This window comes from Tabrizicola fusiformis (assembly GCF_013328815.1).
In the GTDB taxonomy this organism is placed as follows: domain Bacteria; phylum Pseudomonadota; class Alphaproteobacteria; order Rhodobacterales; family Rhodobacteraceae; genus Fuscibacter.
Map to the genome: position 1 here is coordinate 1 of NZ_JABUHN010000019.1, position 17,596 is coordinate 17,596.

Below are 17,596 nucleotides of genomic sequence, written 5' to 3' on the forward strand. Positions count from 1 at the left end.
GGTACGACATCCTCAACCCTTACGGCGATGACGACTGAGTCGTTCAGGGTCCGCAGCGCGCTCAACCGTGCCTCAACACCCAACTCGGGGCAGATCAGATGCGCCAGGCGCCAGCGCAGACGGAAAAGAACGGCCATCATGCGGCTTCCTTCTTGCTTTTGGGGGGGCGGGGGATGTCGCGCGGCCATTCGAGGTCAGCAGGCCAACGGTCGGAGAACCAAGACATTAGGCGCTCGGCAGTCCTGATGTGGCAGCCCGCGCCGGGCTGTCCCAGTTTTTTGAAAAAGTCGCCCTTACCGAGGGCGCGCATCGAGATCGCAAAGTGCGTGACGCCCTGATGGGCAGCCAGACTTTCGGCGAGAGCAAGGAGGGCGTGCTTCTGTTCCATGCCGCAAGCATAGCCTGTAGGGGCCACATAGTTCAAGCCCTTATCGGCTAATCATTGCCGAATTAGCCCGAATCGGCTAAGGTCCGAGCGATGGATGAGATACTTGCAGCAATTGATGAGGCGCTGGCCCGGAAGGGCCTGTCCGATGCTGCGGCCTCCAAGTTGGCGGTGGGCAACTATGCTCTCATAAAAAACTTGCGATCATCTCGTGCGACGTCGCCAGAAGACAGACGCACAAACTTCCATGCCCTTCAAAGGCTTGCGGATGTTCTGGGCCTAGAGTGCTATTTCGGGCCACCAAGGGAGGCTGGCACAGTTCAACAGATTGTTCTGGACGGCGCCGACTTCGCACAAGTTCCCGTCCACGAAGCCGATCTGGCAGCTGGCGTAGGCCGGGAAAACCACACTGAGGTCATGATCGGTCACCTTGCCTTTCGGCGATCCTGGCTCAAGCGTATAGGCGTATCAGCCGCTTCCGCCGTCCTAGCCCGTTCCTCAGGCGAAAGCATGGCGCCGACCATCCATGATGGCGATATGCTTTTGATTGATCGAAGCAAAAGCGAGCCGCCAATTCATTCGCGCGGCCCTAAAGACACGCGACCTGCATCGATCTACGCCATTCTTGATGACGGAGCCGCGCGGGTCAAACGGATCGAGTTGGCGCCAGCGGGGACATTGGCGCTACTCTCCGACAACCCAGCTTTCGCCCCAGAATTCCGCCCCATCTCCTCTGTGTCGATTATCGGTAAGGTAATGTGGTGGGGGCATACGAATAGGGATTAGTTCTATGGCAGTGTGCAAGACCTGCGGTAAAGATTTCTTCCGCATTCAGATGGTGGAAGGAACATGCCTGCAATGTGTAGAGGACGCACGCGCCTTGGCGGCGTCTGAAGAACGTATTGCTCGGGAAAGAACTGTCTCTGAAGCAAACGAGCGGGCCGCCGTCGAGGCAATTGCAGCCTCTCGCATCATCCTAACGACTGAATCCTCTTCCAACCTTCCTGTCTACGAACGACTGGACATCATCACGGCCGAAGTCGTGATCGGGATGCACCTTTTTCGGGATATTGCCTCGGCGTTCCGTGACACTTTTGGCGGGCGCAGCGCGACAATGCAGAAGGGTCTGCGCGACGCCAGAACGACCGCTCTCGACGAGCTGCGCCGCGAAGCCCTTGCCCTCGGTGCCGATGCCGTGGTGGCCATCGACCTAGACTACTCCGAGATATCGGGCGGCGGTAAGTCGATGCTGTTTCTGGTCGCAAGCGGAACAGCAGTGAAACTGACCTCGGCTGATGGAACCAAAGATCGGGCATGATGCCCGCCATTGTTCATGTTATGTTCGCACTTCACTCAGTCGCGGAGCATGACCTTGAACGCCGTTCTCACCCCTGTTGAACCCACCTCTCCTGTCGCGCCCTGGATGGGCGGAAAACGGAACCTCGCCAAAAGGATCTGCGCGATCCTCGACCAGACGCCTTGCGGCACCTATGCCGAGCCTTTCGTCGGAATGGGTGGGGTTTTTCTGCGCCGCACCGCCCGCCCGCGGGCCGAGGTGATCAACGATCGCGCCCGCGATGTCGCAACCCTGTTTCGCATCCTCCAGCGGCACTACGTCCAGTTTCTGGACACACTGCGGTTCCAGATCACCACCCGCGCCGAGTTTGAGCGCCTTGTCGCCACCGATCCCGACACCCTGACCGATCTGGAGCGGGCGGGCCGATTCCTCTACCTCCAGCGTTGCGCGTTTGGCGGCAAGGTCTCGGGCCGCAACTTCGGCGTCTCGCGTGAGCGGCCGGGGCAGTTCAACCTCTCGACGCTGGAACCCATGCTCGAGGCGCTGCACAGCCGCCTCGCGGGCGTCATCGTCGAATGCCTCGACTGGTCCGAGCTGGTGCGCCGCTATGACAGCGACGCGACGCTGTTCTATCTGGACCCGCCCTACTGGGGCTGCGAGGGCGATTATGGGAAGGAGCTGTTTTCCCGGGCCGAGTTCGACAAGCTGGCCGCCCAGCTGCGCGACATCCATGGGCGATTCCTGCTGTCGATCAATGACGTGCCAGAGGTCCGGGCGCTATTCGACTGGGCCGTGATTGAGCCGGTCACAACGACCTACACCATCGCGCGCCAGGCGAGCGCGCGGGGCAACCGCGCCGAGCTGCTGATCCGCAATTTCGGGGGGTGAGCAGCGGAAATCGCTTCCCAGTTCGAGCCGGTGATCTCTATCGGAAATCCCTCGACAAATTTATCTATATCAATGGCTTACCGTTAACTGGGAAGTGAAATCGGAACTGGGTGCGTAACTTCCCGGTTCCGTTCGGGCCAGAAAGGCAGAAATCTGGTTTTCTGGCCCGTATACCTTCTGTTTTATCGTTATTTGAAGGTGCTTTAGCCTTCGCTGTGCCCCTCGCATCGCGTCAGCACCACTTGGCCGCGTAAACGGCCCTTGAAGGCCATTTGAACGCCATCTGCAAGACATTGGCCATCGGTCCTCGCGGGCCAGATTCCATCCTGCAATCCCTTGATTTCCCCTGCGTTTTCACCTGTTCCCGGCTGTTTTCACTAATTCCCGCTTTTGTGCAGGTCTTCGTGTCTCTCAACAGTGGTGCAAGGCTTCGATCTGACAGGCGCAGAAGAACATCGCTGCGGTCCTGCAGGCTTTCGACGACAATATGGGTCACGCCGGAGGCCGTGTCACGTTGCAGGCGTCCCGCCACCTGCATCAGACGGGCGGTCATGATCACCTTGCGGAAGGCGGTCATCACCTTGGGCCAGACGACAAGATTGGCCACACCCGTTTCATCCTCAAGCGTGATGAAGCAAACGCCCTTGGCGCTGCCCGGCCGTTGGCGCACCAGAACCAGCCCGGCAAGCCTGACGCGACGGTTGTTGGGAACGCCCTCCAAGTCGGTGGCGCGGGCAAACCCCTGCAGTGCCATGCTGGCGCGCAGGAAGGCCATCGGATGCGCCTTCAGTGACAGGCGCAGCGTCTGGTAATCAGCCACCACCTGTTCGCACAGCGGCATCTGCGGCAGATGGGCCGCAGGCTCGTCCCCCTCGTCCTGACCCGACCGGAACAGCGGCAGGTCGGGGGCATCACGCAGGGCTTTTGCCTCCCACAGGGCGGCGCGGCGATCCAGCCCCATGGAGCGGAAAGCATCGGCGGCGGCCAGCGCGTGGATCGTCCGGCCGTTCAGGCCGGCGCGTGTGGCGAGATCGGGCAGGCGGGTGAAGGGTTCATCGCGGGCGCGTATCAAGCGCCCTGCCGCTACGGGCGACATGCCCTCTATCTGCCGCAGGCCCAACCGCAGGGCAAAACTGTTGCCCGAGGGTTCCAGCGTGTTGTCCCATTCGCTGAAATTCACGTCTACCTCGCGCAAGTCAACGCCATGCTCGCGGGCATCCCGCACGATCTGGGCCGGGGCATAGAATCCCATGGGCTGACTGTTCAGCAGCGCGCAGGCAAAGGCGGCCGGGTAATGACATTTCAGCCAGGATGAAACATAGACCAGCAGGGCAAAGCTGACCGCATGACTTTCGGGAAAGCCATAATCGCCAAAGCCCTTGATCTGGTCGAAACAGCGTTTGGCGAAATCGGGATCATAGCCGCGTTCGATCATCCGGCCGACCATCAGATTCTCAAGCCGACCGATTGTGCCGCGCGACCGGAAGGTGGCCATGGCTCGGCGCAGTTGATTGGCCTCGGCCGAGGAAAACCGGGCGGCGACCATGGCAATCTTCATCGCCTGTTCCTGAAAGATCGGCACGCCAAAGGTGCGGCCAAGGATGCTGCGCAATTCGTCCGGGTCATGCGGCGGGGCTGGCGAGGGGTATTCCTCGGGCTCGACCCCGTTGCGCCGGCGCAGATAGGGATGCACCATGTCGCCCTGAATCGGGCCGGGGCGGACGATGGCGACCTCGACCACCAGATCATAGAACTTCCGGGGTTTCAGGCGTGGCAGCATGTTCATCTGCGCCCGGCTTTCCACCTGAAAGACGCCGATGCTGTCGCCTTTGCACAGCATGTCGTAGGTGTCCTTGTCGTCCTGCGGGATCGAGGCGAGATCATGCGTCACGCCATACTGGCGGCGCAGGATGTCAAAACATTTGCGGATGCAGGTCAGCATTCCCAAGGCCAGAATGTCCACCTTGAGGATGCCCAGTTCGTCGATGTCGTCCTTGTCCCATTCGATGAAACTGCGGTCGGGCATGGCGGCATTGCCGATGGGCACGGTGTCATGCAGCGCGCCTTCGGTCAGGATGAAGCCGCCGACATGCTGGCCCAGATGGCGCGGCATCCCGATCAACTGCTCGGCCAGCCTGATGGTGCGCGCCATCAGCGGGTCGGTCAGGTCAACCCCGGCCTCGCGGCTGTTCGCCTCGCCCATGCTGGTGCCCCAACTGCCCCAGACGGTTTTTGCCAGCGCCGCCGTCACATCTTCGGACAGGCCCATCACCTTGCCCACCTCGCGGATGGCGCTGCGGGGGCGGTAATGGATGACCGTGGCGCAAAGGCCGGCGCGATGGCGGCCGTATTTGTCATAGATATGCTGGATCACCTCTTCGCGGCGTTCATGTTCAAAATCGACGTCGATGTCGGGTGGCTCGTCGCGGTCCAGGCTGATGAAGCGCTCGAAGAGCAGTTCCTGTTCCGCAGGATCGACCGAAGTGATGCCCAGCACGAAGCAGACCGCAGAATTGGCGGCGGAACCCCGCCCCTGGCAGAGGATGCCCTGCGCCCGCGCCCAGAGGACGATCTCGTGGATTGTCAGGAAATATTGAGGAATTTTCTTCAGCCCGATGATCTCCAGCTCCTTGACCAGAAGGCCGTGCACCTTGCCTGACAGGCCTTGCGGATAGCGCGCGGCGGCACCTTCCCAGGTCAGTTTTTCCAACTGGCTTTGCGGGGTTTCCCCGGGCGGCACCGTTTCCATCGGATAGTGATAGGCCAGTTCGGTCAGGCTGAAGGCGCAGGCATCGGCCACCTCGCGCGTGGCGCGGATGGCATGGGGCCAATCGGCGAAAAGCAGGACCATCTCGGCAGGCGATTTCAGGTGGCGCTCGGCATTGGGCTCCAGCAGGAAGCCCGCCTTGTGGATTGTGGTCTTCTCACGGATGCAGGTCATCACGTCCTGCAAGGGGCGGCGCTCGGCGGCGTGGTAATGCACATCATTGGTCGCAAGGATCGACAGGCCATGCGCGCGGGCCAGCCGATCCAGCCGGTTGATCCGCGCCCGGTCGTCGCCGCGATAGAGGTAGCTGACCGCGATATGGCGCAGGGTCGGCAGGCGGTGCGTCAGCTCGGGCATACGGCGAGGCAACTCATCATCGGGCAGGACGATCAGTTGCACCCCTTCGACATGGGTGGCCAGATCGGCAAGGGTGATGTCGCAGACGCCCTTGGCCTGCCATTCGCCGCCCGGATCCTGCCGCTTGCCCTTGGTCAGAAGCGTGCAGAGCCGGCCATAAGCCATGCGGTCACGGGGATAGGCAAGAAACTCTTCGCCCGTGACCAGCCGCAGGCGGCAGCCGATCACCGGGCGCAGGTTGGCCTTCTTCGCCTCGGCATGAAGCCGCACCACGCCGGCCATCGTGTTCAGATCGGCTACGCCAAGCGCATCATATCCAAGGGCATGGGCCGCACCGGCCAGTTCACTTGCGTCGGAGGCACCGCGCAGAAAGGAATAAGGCGTGGTCACTCCAAGCTCCACATAATCCGCGCGCGGATTGGGGACGAAATCCCCGGTCAGCGTCTTGCGGATACGGCGGTTGTCATTGTCTGGCATCAGGCGAATATCCCATGCAGGAACCAGCGGGGGGCACCGCCACGGCCATCGCCTTGCAACCCTTCCCGATAGAGCCAGAAGCGGTGGCCCTCCTCGTCCTCGACCTTGAAGTAATCGCGCAGGCGGGTGCCGGACTTGTCCTGCCACCATTCCGGCGCAATGCGCTCCGGCCCTTGATAGCGCGTGACCCGATAGCCGCGTCGTCGCCATTGAAACTGGGCAGGGGGGCCTTCGGGCATGGCATAAAGCACCCTGACCTCTTCCGGGTGATCCAACAGGCGCTGTGGGCGTTCGGAGACCGGATATGTCTGGCCGGGCGCATCGATCATCGGGGCGCCCCGCGCCTCGGCTCGTTCAGGGATATGGCTTGCGACGGGCCGAAGCTGCGCCAAGGTCGTGCGACCGAAGCGTGCGGTCAACCTGTCGACAAGATGTGAAATCTCAAGCCCGGCCTCGCTGCCGCCCGCAAGATCGACCTGCTGCAGGCCAAGAGGTTCGGTGGCCGGGGCTTCCAGCGAGATCAGGTCAAACCCAAAGCCCGGATTTATCCGCTCCAGCCGGTCGCGGAACAGAAAGGCCAGATGCGCAGGCTCGCGACTGGGCAGGGCACAAGCGACCTCGATGCGGCTGATCTCGCCATCGGTGCGATAGACGGTCAGGCGCAGGCGGCGCGCGCCCTGATGGGCCTGGGCCATTCGGCCGCACAATTCCGCGCACAGGCTCGGCAGGTGATGGGTCGGATCAAGGATCGGTTCGGCCAGCTTTGCATCGGCGCGAAAGACTGGTGGCATGTCGGGCGGGGAAACCGGCTCGGGCAGATGACCCGTCATCTGGTCCAACCGGATCAGCGGGTTTTGTGCCGGACCCGCGCGCGAAAACCTGCGCGCAAGCGAAAGGCGCGGCAGATCAGCGAGAGAGCCGATCGAGCGCAGCCCTAGCCGGTTCAAGAGCAGCACCGTCTCGGCATCCAGCCGTAGGGCCACCACCGGCAGCGGTGCAAGGTCGGCCAGATCGTGACAGATCGCTCGCACAGGTCCGAACCGCGCCAACGCCCAGGCCGCCCCCCAACTGGGCGCCACTGCAAGCCGGGAGGAAAACCCCAGCATAGAAAGGTCAGCCTCCATCTGCGTCAGCATCTTCGTCTCCCCGCGCCACAGGTGGTCCGACCCGGTGGTGTCAAGGACCAGGCCGTGCCCGCCGGACACCACCTCGGCCGTCCAATCGTCAGCTGCCGTCCAGGGGCACCAGCGCCGCGCCCAAAGGGCAAGGCGTTCCAGCGCCGCCCTATCGCCTTCACAATCAGCATAATCCACCCGCAATTGGGGACAGAGCGCCCGCATATCGACCACGCGTGCGCCGGTCGTTACCCCCGACAGATGCGCCACCCGATTGACGGCATGAACGACCGGACCATGCGCGCCCCCAACCGCCAGCGCCTGCGGCTGATCATCGGGCTGCGCGTTGCCCCACTGCTCCTGTATCTTCCGCCAGCGCTCCATCGGGAACTGCGGTAACCAGATGGATACGATTCGCCGCCCCGCGTTCATGGCGCGCCACCCATTCCCCCGGCCGCTTGTCGCGCGACCGAAACAGCTCTACTCGCCAGCGCGGATCCCCGGGCGCCCGCGGATCGTCGGGATTGCAGGTCGAGGGCAGCGTGGCAATCCGCCAGCGGTCGCGCGCCGCGCTCAGATCCGCAGTGGCCGCCTGCCGGATCAGCCAGCAAGGCACGCCCGATGCCTCTGCCCGCAAGGCCAGACGCTTCATCGCCGTAAAGCTCACCGCCGTCGGATTGCCCCGGATTTCGGCGATGACCGCAGCCAGAGCCCGGCAGCGCAGGCCCTCCTCGACCGCAGTCATCACATCGGCCGGTCGGGAAAGCTGCATCACCATCAGGGGCCTTTGCAGCCCAAGACCTGCCAGAAAGGGATGCCCCGTCTCGCGTTGCGCCAGCCGATCCTGAATCCAAAGCACAGGCGCCGCTCCAGAGCCAAGCCGCGTCAGGGCAAACCCGATCGCGGCCGCCTCTGCCCCCGGTTCGGGAAACACCTCGGACAGGGTTATGTCGGCCTGCGGCGCACGGGAAGCCGACCGCCGAGCTTGGACTATGGAAGGTGCATCCATTCGGAGCATGGCACACGGAATCACACCAATAGTTCCCTTTTTGTTCCATTATAATGGGTGTGAGCCACGGGCAAGACAAACTGTCTCGGCCTTAGGAGACGCCCCCAAAGGTCAGCGCTTTTGGGGCGGTCGAACTGTGAAAGTATTCATCCATTCCAACAGGTTACGCACAATTTTCGACTGAATTTATCCCGTGTTTTCCCGGGGTTAGAAAAAGGAACATATCTCTGGTTCGAATCCAGGGGTGCTCCGCGATCAACTAAGCCATTGCTTTTGAATGACATTATTCGTGCGTGATTCATTCGTCATTTCCGGGCCTTACCCGTTTCATGTCTCGGGTGAGACGGCAAATCCAGAGCACCTATTGCCCCGGTTTGGGCGCGAGTCTCTCACTCCCCTTTGCGGCGGTACGGTTTTGGGTCGAGGGATCGTGCGCTCGACTTGACTTCCCGCTTCCGTCAGGAAGGCGCAATAAACTGATTTACTTGATTTTTTGCATTTGAGAATGATGAACGGCCTGCTGCACGGCAACGTCCGTTTAGGCCCGCCGCTCCAAGTCCAGCCCGACCTCTTTCAGAGCCTGTCGATGATCTTGCGCTGTTCATCCCAGCCAGACGGCAACTGCCGGGTCTTGAACCATTCGGAGGTGAAGGCGACCGGCTGCGTCCCCGCGGCGATCTGAGCGAGGATGTCCGGGGCGAGGAATGCGAGACCGATCATCTGCTGGATACGGCTGGTCGTGGTTTTTTCCTGTTCGGCAAGGGTGCTGAAGGAGGCGCCCTTGCCCTTGCCGCTGAAGCCGCGTGTCATCAGGCCGAGCTTGATCGGCTTGCCACTGCCCGCATCGCGGCAGAGGGGGTGGTTCAGGTGAAGCGGGACCGGATGCGGTGTGAGCCGACGACCAAGACGCCGGACTGCCCCGAAGTGTCGGGATCGCCCGGCACTGGCCAAGTTTACAAACTGGCCAAGTCGCGCGGGCAGAAACGGAGATGCCGGTTCAGAGCAGTTCCATCGCAAACGCGCAGATGCTTCGTGACCAAACACAGGCGACGCTGGACGATCTGCGGGCACAGGCCGGAGGAGACGACCAGCCTGCAGAGCGTGAAGCACTTCTTTACGCCGCCACAGCTCTCGGCGCTTTCGAAGCGGGCCTTGGCTTCGGAGTTGCCGAGCTTGCTGCGCGCAATCCGATGCGCGAGTTGACCAATCCGGACAGCCTCTTGGCCCAGCTTTATGCCGTCAAGGTTCTGACGGCGGAGAGCAAGGCGTTCTTCTACGCGGTGCTTGTCTTCGAGGGGGCCTCGCTTTCGAGGTTTTTGTCCTTGCCAAGATCGCATTCATGCGCCGGTCCGAATACCATATCGTCTGGGGACGAAAGCAGGTCGAGGTAATACAGGCTATGCGGAGCCTTGCTCATCAGGATTATCTCGACGATTTCGGCCTGCGGTCCGACGTCCTCAAGCAAAAGCAGCGAGAGCGGAATGACGACCTTGCCGCAGCCATTTCCGGTGAAGCCAGCAAGGAGGCGCGCGACATGGAGGCGGGCTCTGGAACGACCAGGTCCTGAAGTGGCTGCCTCCTAACCCTTGCCCGCAAGCTCATGCGACATCCTCTGTCGGCGCGACTCCTTTGCCCGGGTTGGCCATCCGGCCGGCGAGATCAGGCTATGCCGCGCGTCCGGCGGATGTGGAGGTTGCCGCTTTCCATGCCTCAGTCCACGACATCTCCTTAACCGCAACTGCTGAAACAATGCTATTTTGCGACGCTTGCTATGTGATGCCGACTTCTTGCCATCCGAAGCGAAGCGCGGGCAGCCCAAGCGGCAGGGTGGAGTCGATCCGGCTGGTGCCGATTTCCTGCCGCAGCACACCGGCCGTCGGCAAACGGATGCGGTCGTCGGACAGCTCTATCAGATCGGTGAGGGCGTCGGCCTGACCGGCCGAGAAGAACAGGCTCGGCCGGAGGTGATCTTGCGGGCCCTTGCATCGGTATCGGCCGCGCGCTGCTCGACGTCGCCGACATAGCAGGTCAAGGGCAAAGCTCCACTCCACTTCCGCCTTGCATCACGGCCGCGAGGACGGCGCGCTGTTACAGCGCCCCGGCGAGTTTGCGCAGCATGGCGATATTGCCGTCGTAGACCCCCGGCTCTTCAAAGCCGCGATCGGCGGCGTTGACGGCAATCACCACGTCAAGCCCGGGGTTGATATAGATATATTGGCCATAGATGCCCTGCGCCATAACCTCGCCCGGCGCGGCCTGTGGCGGAATCCACCACTGGAATCCATAGGCCGAACCATCCTTGGCCTGCGGCGTGGTCATGGCCTCAACCCAAGTTGCGGGCACCACCTGCTGCCCCTGCCACGCGCCGCGCTGCAGGATCATCTGGCCAAAGCGGGCATAGTCCCGCGTCATCACGTTCAACCCGCCCAACACAAAGCTGACGCCCTCGCCATCGGTCAGGTAATAGGGCGCCGCCTCCATCCCCAAGGGGGCAAGGATGCGGCTTTCCAGCAATTCGGGAATGTCCTGCCCGGTGGCGCCCCGGATCACCATGCCGATCACATGGGTATCAATCGAAACATAATGCCAGTGGCTGCCCGGCGCACTCGCCCGCGTCTTCAGCCCGGCGGCAAAGCCGTCCATGCTGCCACCAAGCGCCAGAACCCGGCCCATCTTGTTGATGTCGCTCCAGAAGTCCAGATAGTCCTCGTTGAAACCCACGCCCGAGGACATGGTGAGGACATCGTGGATCGTGGCGCCGTCATAGGCCGACCCTTTCAGGAGCGGCGCGAAATCGGTGACCTGTGCATTCAGGTCGGGAAACTTGCCCTCGGCCCGCAGCACGCCGAAGAGGGCGGCAAGATAGCTTTTGGCAACCGACCAACTGATCCGCAGGTCTTCCGGCCCGGTGCCAAGGTAATAGCTTTCATGAACCAGTTGCCCGCCTTTCAGCATCACCAGCCCGGTGACGCTGCGATCCTGCACCCATTGCGCCGCGTCAGCAGGCAGGGCAAAGGGCGGGCCGGGGGGCAGGGCGCTAACCGGCCCGTCGCCGCGCGACAAGGGGCGGGTCAGGAACAGCTTGTCCATATGGCTGAAGTTCTGGACGATCCGCTCTTCGGAAAAGAGGGAGTTCACCGCCAGAAGCCGTGTGATCTCTTCCCGCTTCCAAAGGGCAAGCCCGCCCAGAACCACCAGCAGGACCAACAGGCCCCTCACGATGCGCTTCAGCATTCCCCACCCCCCATGGTTTGACCTGAGGGAAGCATTCTGCGTGCGACCGGGCAAGCAGAACGCTGCGGCAGGGCGTGGGCGCTCGGACGGGCCGGGCGCCTGCCGCAGCGGTCAGGGCGTGCTGTGGCCCATCTTGGAATGATCCATCTCGCCCATGCCATCCTCGGGCTTGCGGTTGTTATCGACCACGGCTTCAAAGGTCACCGGCGCGGCCCCGTCAAAGATCAGCGTCACGGTGATGATGTCGCCATCCTTCAGCGGTGCTTTCAGGCCCATCAGCATCACATGGTCGCCGCCGCGCTGGAACGCGTGCATCTCACCGAAGGGCACGGGCACGCCGCCTTCGATCTGCATCATCTGCATGACGCCATTGGCATCTTCCTTGTGGGTGTGAAGCTCTGCCACTTCAGCGGCGTCTGTCTGCGCGCCGGTGATGGTGATGTCGGCGCCGGTGTTGTTGTGGATGATGAAGAACACCGCACCCGATTGCGCCGAGGCGCGGGCATAGGCATCATGGATATGGATGCCCTCGGGGTGTTCGGTGGCCGAATGGTCTTCGGTGCCATGGGCCAGCATCGGCGAGGTCAGGGACAGGGCGGCAGCAGCGGCTGCCAGAAGGGTGCGCATCGCGTTCATAATCGTTCCTTGGGTTTGATCTGAAGGGGAGGGGGTCAGATCAGAACCGGGGGGCCGCGGGCATCCGGCTCGGGCGCGGGACGCCGCGCGACGGACAGCCCGGCGGCGGGCCGTGCGGCCTGCCGATGGCTTTGCGGCGGCAGGGGCATGGCCATGGGCGGCGGCGGGCTGGCAAAGGCAAGGGGCGCGGTGCAATCGGGGCAGGGGTGGGTCACGCCCACCGGCTGGCCCCGGGCGTCCACCGCCACCGCGGCAGCGCCATCGCCGCAGAGGTCCATCCAGCCCGCAACGCGCGGCTGGCCATGCGCAACCGCCAATCCCAGCGACGCAACCGCGGCGATCAGGGCAAGCAGCAGGCCGGCAAGGGGGCGGAACCGTGTCATGGCTGCTTTCTAGCGCAGCTTGCGCCCCGGGCCAAGATGGCAGCCTGGCGTGGCGCTGGCCAGAAGGTCAAACGCCAAAGGCCCCATGCGTGCTGCGCATGGGGCCTTTGAAAGCGATCCGCGTCGGATCAGGCGGCGGCCTGAGCCTTGGCGATGTCTTTCTTGATCTTCAGCGCGTCAGCCGACAGTTCTTCGTCCTTGGCCTTGGCCAGGAAAGCGTCCAGACCGCCGCGATGGTCAACGGTGCGCAGCGCAGCCGCCGAAACCCGCAGCTTGAACGACTGGCCCAGAACGTCCGAGATCAGGGTCACATCATTCAGGTTCGGCAGGAAGCGCCGGCGGGACTTGTTGTTGGCATGGCTGACGGTGTTGCCAGTCATCGGGCCCTTGCCCGTCAGTTCGCAGACGCGCGACATGGTCGTGATCCTTCGTGTCAAACAGAGAGGGGCCGCCCCGCAGGGTGGCTCCGAATACGCTGTGTCGGGCTTTAGGGGGATTCCGCCACCGCGTCAAGCGATTCACATTCAGGACAGGGCGCGGAAAATCCCTCGGATTCTCCGCCGGGCCCGCCGGGCGCGAAAATTTTTCGCCGAAAAATTTTCAGCCCCGCCGGTTGCCGTTCAGCAACCGCGCCAGCAGCGGCACGGCCATGAGCATGGCGGCTGCAAAGACAAAGGCCATCCGCAGCCCCAGATGCCCGGCCACAAAACCCAGAAGCGGCGGGCCGAAGAAATAGCCGAAATAGCCCAGAAGCGTGGCCCGCGCCACCGCCCGCGCCCGCGCCTCGGGCGCGGCGCGCTGACCCACCAGCGAAAAGGCCGTGGGCGAGATCACCGAAGAGCCGATCCCCATGACCACAAAGCCCGCATAGGCCATGACCGGGCTGACAGCTCCCGCAGCGATCAGCGCGCCCGTGGCCGACACGGCCGCGCCGCCGGTCAATAGCCAGACCGGATTGATCCGTCCGGCAATCCGTTGCCCCACCAGCCGCGCCGCGCCCATCGTCAGCGCCATCAGCGCCGGCCCCATCGCGCCATGGCCGGGGCTGCCGCCCAGCGTCTTTTCGATATGCAGCGCTGACCAGTTCTCGGCCGCATTCTCGGTCAGGAAGGCGATCAGCACCATGCCGCCGCCGATCACCGGCACCAGACCCAGCCGCCCCGCCTTGCGGTCCTTGGGCCGGGCCAGCCCGTCGATGGCGCCGTCCCGCTCGGGTGTCAGCAGGGCAAGGCAGGCCGCCACCGCGGCCATGCTGCCCAGCACCCAGCCGGGTGACCAGGCCGCATCCCGCATCAAGCCGGTGCCCGCAGCGCCTGCGGCATAGCCAAAGGAATAGGCGGCATGGCAGAGGTTCATCAGATGCAGCGCATGGCGGTTCTCCAGCGCCGCGACCCGTGCGTTCATCAGCACATCGGTCAGCCCGGTTGCCGCCCCACAGCACAGCATGGCCAGCGGAAACATCCAGAGCGCCACCGCCTGTCCGGGCAGGGCAAAGGCCACCGCCATCGCCAGCGTTGCCAGCGGCAGCGCCACCCGGCCCAGCCGCGCGCCCACCGCGGGCGCAGCCAGCATCGCCAGAACCGCCGCCAACGGCGTGGTGAACAGCAACAGGCCCAGCCGCGTCTCGTTCACGTCCAGCATGGTCTTGAGGTCGGGCAGGGCGGCGGCAAAGCTGCCCCACAGCACGCCCATGGCGGCAAAGGCCGCCAGCGGCGCACGGGCAATCGGGATCAGATGGGGAAGACGCATAGCGCGCAGCTACCCCGCCCGCGCCCCTGCCGCAAGCTTGCCGCCGACATTGCGCCGTCGCCGCCGACGTCTTAACCCAGCACGAGGCTGCGGTGGCAGGCGGTGCCCGCCATCACCCCCGCCGCCACGGCAAAACCCGCGCCGAACACCGGGCGGGCAAGGTCACCTGCGGCAAAGACGCCGGGCACCGAACTGGCCTGCATCGCATCCACCGCCACGATCGGCCCCTGCATCCCCATCTCCATCCGGCAGCCCAGTTGCGCCGCAAGATCGCAGGCCGGTTCGGCGCGGGTCGCCATATACAGCACCTCGGCGGGCAGGGTGCGGCCATCGGACAGATGGATCACCTGAAGCCGCGGTCCGTCCGATTGCAGCCGGACCGGCGCCGCCGCGGCCACCCGCACGCCTGCCGATGTGAGGGTGGCGTGGTCCTGCTCACTCAGCAGCCCATCCGGCAACAGCGTTAGCTCTGGTACCCATTGCCGCAGAAAGCGGGCGTGATCGGCCACATGCGGCCCGCCCATCCACAGCGCCGCTTTGCGGTCACTCAATTCATAACCATGGCAATAGGGGCATTGAAACGCCGTCTGGCCCCAGACCTCGGCCAGCCCCGGCAGATCGGGCAACAGATCGCGCATCCCATAGGCCAGCACCAGACGGCGGCAGCGCAGGCTTTGCCCGGCCAGTTCCACCGTGAAATCGTCGCGCTGCCCGGTTACCCGCAGTGCCCGCCCCGCGATCAGCCGCGCCTCGGGATAGGCCAGCAGGTCACGCAGACCTTCGGCGCGGATCTGCGCCGGGGGTTTGCCATCATGGCCCAACAGTCCATGCGCGGCGCTGGCAAAGCGGTTGCGCGTTTCCCCCTCATCCACCACCGCCACGCTGCGCCGGCCCCGCGCCAGATAAAGCGCCGCCGAAATCCCGGCGAAACTGCCGCCGATCACCACCGCATCCAGCATTTCGCCGTCGCCCCGGGTTCTGTCCTGTGCCATCTTCGCCCTGCCTTTCCCAATATCACGCAACTTATATAGTTACATGAAGCAAACCGGCAAGTTCTCACTCGCCCTTCACACACTGGGCCATATGGCGCTGGACCCGACCCGACCGCGCACCTCGGAAGAGCTGGCGGCGATGCATGGCACCCATCCGGTGGTGGTGCGCCGTGTGCTGGGCCCGTTGCGCGCGGCGGGCATCCTTTTGTCCGAAAAGGGCCATGGCGGCGGCTGGCGGCTGGCCCGCCCGGCGGAAGCGGTGACGCTGGAAGAGATTTATCGGGCGCTGGACGAGCCGTTCCTGACCCCCATTGCCTTTGCCCCCGCGCCGGGCCATCCCTGCGCCATCGAGGCTGCAATGGCCGGCACCGTGGCCGCCGCCCTGACCGAGGCAGAGGCGGTGATTGCCCGTCATTTCGCGGCCCGCAGCCTTGCCGACATCGCCCGCGCCCTGCCGCCCGCCGGATCGACCGGCGCAGCACCCGGGCAGAATTGTCAAGTTTCCGCTTCCCCCGCCCCCGATTCCCCGCTATAGGCCCCCGGTCGCGCCATGCACCCTTGGAGGATGGCGGACTTATTCATCAGGAGAAGACCATGGCTCGTGAAGCTCAAGACTTCATCGCTGAGGTGCGGACGGGGACAGGCAAGGGGGCCGCTCGTCAAGCTCGTCGTGAGGGCACCGTACCCGGCATCGTTTATGGCGACGGCAAAGAGCCGACGCCGATCAAGATCAACTACAACGCCTTGCTCAAGCGCCTGCGTCAGGGCCGCTTCCTGCAAACGCTGTTCAACCTCAAGGTTGAAGGCCAGGAAGACGTGCATGTGATCTGCCGCGGCGTACAGCGCGATGTGGTCAAGGATCTGCCGACCCACGTCGATTTCATGCGCATCCACGACGAATCGCGCATCAACCTGTTCATCCATGTCGAGTTCGAGAACCACGCCGCCAGCCCCGGGCTGAAGCGCGGCGGCACGCTGACCATCGTGCGCTCGGAAGTCGAACTGGAAGTGCTGGCCGGGGATATTCCCGACCATGTGACGGTTGACCTGACCGGCAAGCAGATCGGCGATGTGATCCACATCAACGATGTGGCCCTGCCGGCCGGTGTGCGCCCGACCATCGCGCGCAACTTCGTGATCGCCAATATCGCGGCGCCCTCGGGTCTGGCCGCGTCGGAAGAGTAATCGCCCCTTTGCGGGCAAGGCGGGGCGCGGAAGGGAGACCTTCCGCGCCCCGCTGCTTTTACGGCGCCGCAGCCGCCTGCGCCATGAAGCCCTGCCAGCGCGGTTCGTCCTCGGGGCGGCGCCCGGCCTTGGCGCAGATCGCCGCCATATGATCGGCGCAGCACAGGTAATGCAGCCGCGCCACATCGGGCAGGGCCATCAGCCTGTGGCGCATCGCCTCAAAGGCGTCGGCATAGCGAAAGGCGCTGCTGTCGGGCATCCGCCCGCCATCGGCGCGCTGAAAATAGCTGCTGGTGTAGCGGTCGGACAGCGCCACGGGCGAGGGGGTTCCGGCCTTCAGGCTGAAACTTTCGGCCGAGCGCAGCATGTAATGGTTGACCTGTGCCACCCGGTGGCTGACCAGTTCCTTGGGCAGCCGCCGCAGATAGCGCCGCCCGGTCACATCCCAGTCGGTCACCTCCTGGCCATCGGCATTGACCAGTTGCAGCCCCGGCTCGGTCCCGCGCAGGGCCGCCTTTTCCGGCGACAGGCCCTTTGGCCCATGCTCGCCCAGCCGGTCAAACCAGCGCGGCTGACGGAACAGCATCTTGACCCATTGCGACAGGCTTGATGCCTGTGGCCGGGCCAGACTGAACTGCTGATGCACCGGCAGATCCTGATATTCCGTGATGCCGCAGGTGCCGAACACACGCCAGGTCAGCGCCATGGCCAGAAACGGCGGCGCCTCGGGCGGGCCGATCAGCTCGGCCACCGTGCCGTTGCCCTTGTGGATCACCAGAAACTCGTCAACGTCGCAGACAAAGACCCATTGCGCCCGTCGCACCGATTTATGCGCCCGCGCCGCGGCCAGCTTGGCTTCGGTGATGCGCGCGCCCGGGGGCACCTCATGCCGGATATGGTACAACCGCCCTGCGGCCTCCAGCGCGTCCAGCAATTGCGGCGAGCGGTCGGTGCAGGCGTTGGTCACCACCACGACATCGGTAAAGCCCAGCATCTTATACCAGGCCAGCCATTCGACGATGAAGGCGCCTTCGTTGCGCATCGAAGCGACGACCGTGATGCGCAAGCGAACCTCCTTACCCGAAGGCGCAGGCTGCTGCCCGGGCGCGGCACTGTCAAGCG

Annotated in this window: 20 protein-coding genes; 7 read left to right on the forward strand and 13 right to left on the reverse strand. The window is 64.0% G+C overall.

All coding sequences use genetic code 11. The features are described 5' to 3' along the window. Positions 1-136: 136 nt before the first annotated feature. Positions 137-388 carry a hypothetical protein gene (locus tag HS053_RS19695; RefSeq protein ID WP_174212957.1) on the reverse strand — a complete coding sequence of 84 codons (252 nt, stop codon included), beginning with the start codon at positions 386-388 and terminating at the stop codon, positions 137-139. Positions 389-478: 90 nt separating this feature from the next. On the opposite strand from HS053_RS19695, the gene HS053_RS19700 reads away from it, so the two are divergent. Genes HS053_RS19700 through HS053_RS19710 form a run of 3 tightly spaced genes read left to right on the forward strand, consistent with a single transcriptional unit; the run spans position 479 to position 2,570 of the window. After that, the gene (locus HS053_RS19700; RefSeq protein ID WP_174212958.1) at positions 479-1,171 is read left to right on the forward strand and encodes a S24 family peptidase; all 693 of its coding nucleotides are present in this window, start codon (positions 479-481) and stop codon (positions 1,169-1,171) included. Positions 1,172-1,175: 4 nt separating this feature from the next. Further along, on the forward strand, positions 1,176-1,703 hold the full coding sequence (locus HS053_RS22415) for a heavy metal-binding domain-containing protein (RefSeq protein ID WP_174212959.1): 528 nt from the start codon (positions 1,176-1,178) through the stop codon (positions 1,701-1,703). A gap of 48 nt (positions 1,704-1,751) precedes the next feature. Beyond that, entirely contained in the window at positions 1,752-2,570 is an 819-nt protein-coding gene (locus HS053_RS19710) for a DNA adenine methylase (protein WP_174212960.1), read from the forward strand. Between the two features lie 232 nt (positions 2,571-2,802). Here HS053_RS19710 and HS053_RS19715 read toward each other — a convergent pair whose 3' ends face one another. The 4 genes from HS053_RS19715 to HS053_RS19730 form a co-directional block, all read right to left on the reverse strand. After that, positions 2,803-6,171, reverse strand: coding sequence for an error-prone DNA polymerase (locus tag HS053_RS19715; RefSeq protein WP_174212961.1), 3,369 nt, complete (start codon positions 6,169-6,171; stop codon positions 2,803-2,805). Further along, positions 6,171-7,670, reverse strand: coding sequence for a Y-family DNA polymerase (locus tag HS053_RS19720; protein WP_174212962.1), 1,500 nt, complete (start codon positions 7,668-7,670; stop codon positions 6,171-6,173). The genes HS053_RS19715 and HS053_RS19720 overlap by 1 nt, the downstream gene beginning before the upstream one ends. Next, positions 7,618-8,295, reverse strand: a complete 678-nt coding sequence (locus HS053_RS19725; protein WP_241699956.1) for an ImuA family protein — start codon at positions 8,293-8,295, stop codon at positions 7,618-7,620. The genes HS053_RS19720 and HS053_RS19725 overlap by 53 nt, the downstream gene beginning before the upstream one ends. A 573-nt stretch (positions 8,296-8,868) precedes the next feature. Then, complete coding sequence (locus HS053_RS19730; protein ID WP_174212963.1) at positions 8,869-9,105, reverse strand: hypothetical protein; 237 nt, start codon at positions 9,103-9,105, stop codon at positions 8,869-8,871. 179 nt (positions 9,106-9,284) lie between these two features. On the opposite strand from HS053_RS19730, the gene HS053_RS19735 reads away from it, so the two are divergent. Together HS053_RS19735 and HS053_RS19740 are read left to right on the forward strand one after the other, a co-directional pair. After that, a complete protein-coding gene (locus HS053_RS19735; protein WP_174212964.1) occupies positions 9,285-9,686 on the forward strand; it encodes a hypothetical protein in 402 nt (133 codons plus the stop codon). An 8-nt stretch (positions 9,687-9,694) separates the two neighbouring features. Continuing rightward, positions 9,695-9,862, forward strand: a complete 168-nt coding sequence (locus HS053_RS19740; protein ID WP_174212965.1) for a hypothetical protein — start codon at positions 9,695-9,697, stop codon at positions 9,860-9,862. Between the two features lie 202 nt (positions 9,863-10,064). On the opposite strand, the gene HS053_RS19745 is transcribed toward HS053_RS19740, so the two are convergent. The 7 genes from HS053_RS19745 to HS053_RS19775 all read right to left on the reverse strand — a co-directional run bounded on the left by HS053_RS19745 (position 10,065) and on the right by HS053_RS19775 (position 15,289). Further along, positions 10,065-10,346, reverse strand: coding sequence for a hypothetical protein (locus HS053_RS19745; protein WP_174212966.1), 282 nt, complete (start codon positions 10,344-10,346; stop codon positions 10,065-10,067). A 37-nt stretch (positions 10,347-10,383) separates the two neighbouring features. Then, positions 10,384-11,529 carry a serine hydrolase domain-containing protein gene (locus tag HS053_RS19750; protein WP_174212967.1) on the reverse strand — a complete coding sequence of 382 codons (1,146 nt, stop codon included), beginning with the start codon at positions 11,527-11,529 and terminating at the stop codon, positions 10,384-10,386. Positions 11,530-11,640: 111 nt separating this feature from the next. Further along, entirely contained in the window at positions 11,641-12,165 is a 525-nt protein-coding gene (locus HS053_RS19755; RefSeq protein ID WP_174212968.1) for a copper chaperone PCu(A)C, read from the reverse strand. Positions 12,166-12,200: 35 nt separating this feature from the next. Beyond that, positions 12,201-12,548, reverse strand: coding sequence for a hypothetical protein (locus tag HS053_RS19760; RefSeq protein WP_174212969.1), 348 nt, complete (start codon positions 12,546-12,548; stop codon positions 12,201-12,203). Between the two features lie 128 nt (positions 12,549-12,676). Next, a complete protein-coding gene (gene rpmB, locus HS053_RS19765; protein ID WP_174212970.1) occupies positions 12,677-12,964 on the reverse strand; it encodes a 50S ribosomal protein L28 in 288 nt (95 codons plus the stop codon). Positions 12,965-13,148: 184 nt separating this feature from the next. Next, positions 13,149-14,297, reverse strand: coding sequence for an MFS transporter (locus tag HS053_RS19770; protein ID WP_174212971.1), 1,149 nt, complete (start codon positions 14,295-14,297; stop codon positions 13,149-13,151). A gap of 71 nt (positions 14,298-14,368) precedes the next feature. Continuing rightward, positions 14,369-15,289 carry an NAD(P)/FAD-dependent oxidoreductase gene (locus tag HS053_RS19775; protein WP_174212972.1) on the reverse strand — a complete coding sequence of 307 codons (921 nt, stop codon included), beginning with the start codon at positions 15,287-15,289 and terminating at the stop codon, positions 14,369-14,371. A gap of 43 nt (positions 15,290-15,332) precedes the next feature. Between HS053_RS19775 and HS053_RS19780 the strand changes: the two genes are divergently transcribed. Further along, complete coding sequence (locus HS053_RS19780) at positions 15,333-15,824, forward strand: Rrf2 family transcriptional regulator (protein WP_174212973.1); 492 nt, start codon at positions 15,333-15,335, stop codon at positions 15,822-15,824. 59 nt (positions 15,825-15,883) lie between these two features. After that, positions 15,884-16,474, forward strand: a complete 591-nt coding sequence (locus HS053_RS19785) for a 50S ribosomal protein L25/general stress protein Ctc (protein ID WP_174212974.1) — start codon at positions 15,884-15,886, stop codon at positions 16,472-16,474. A gap of 58 nt (positions 16,475-16,532) precedes the next feature. Here HS053_RS19785 and HS053_RS19790 read toward each other — a convergent pair whose 3' ends face one another. After that, on the reverse strand, positions 16,533-17,540 hold the full coding sequence (locus HS053_RS19790; protein WP_174212975.1) for a glycosyltransferase family 2 protein: 1,008 nt from the start codon (positions 17,538-17,540) through the stop codon (positions 16,533-16,535). Positions 17,541-17,596 lie beyond the last annotated feature (56 nt).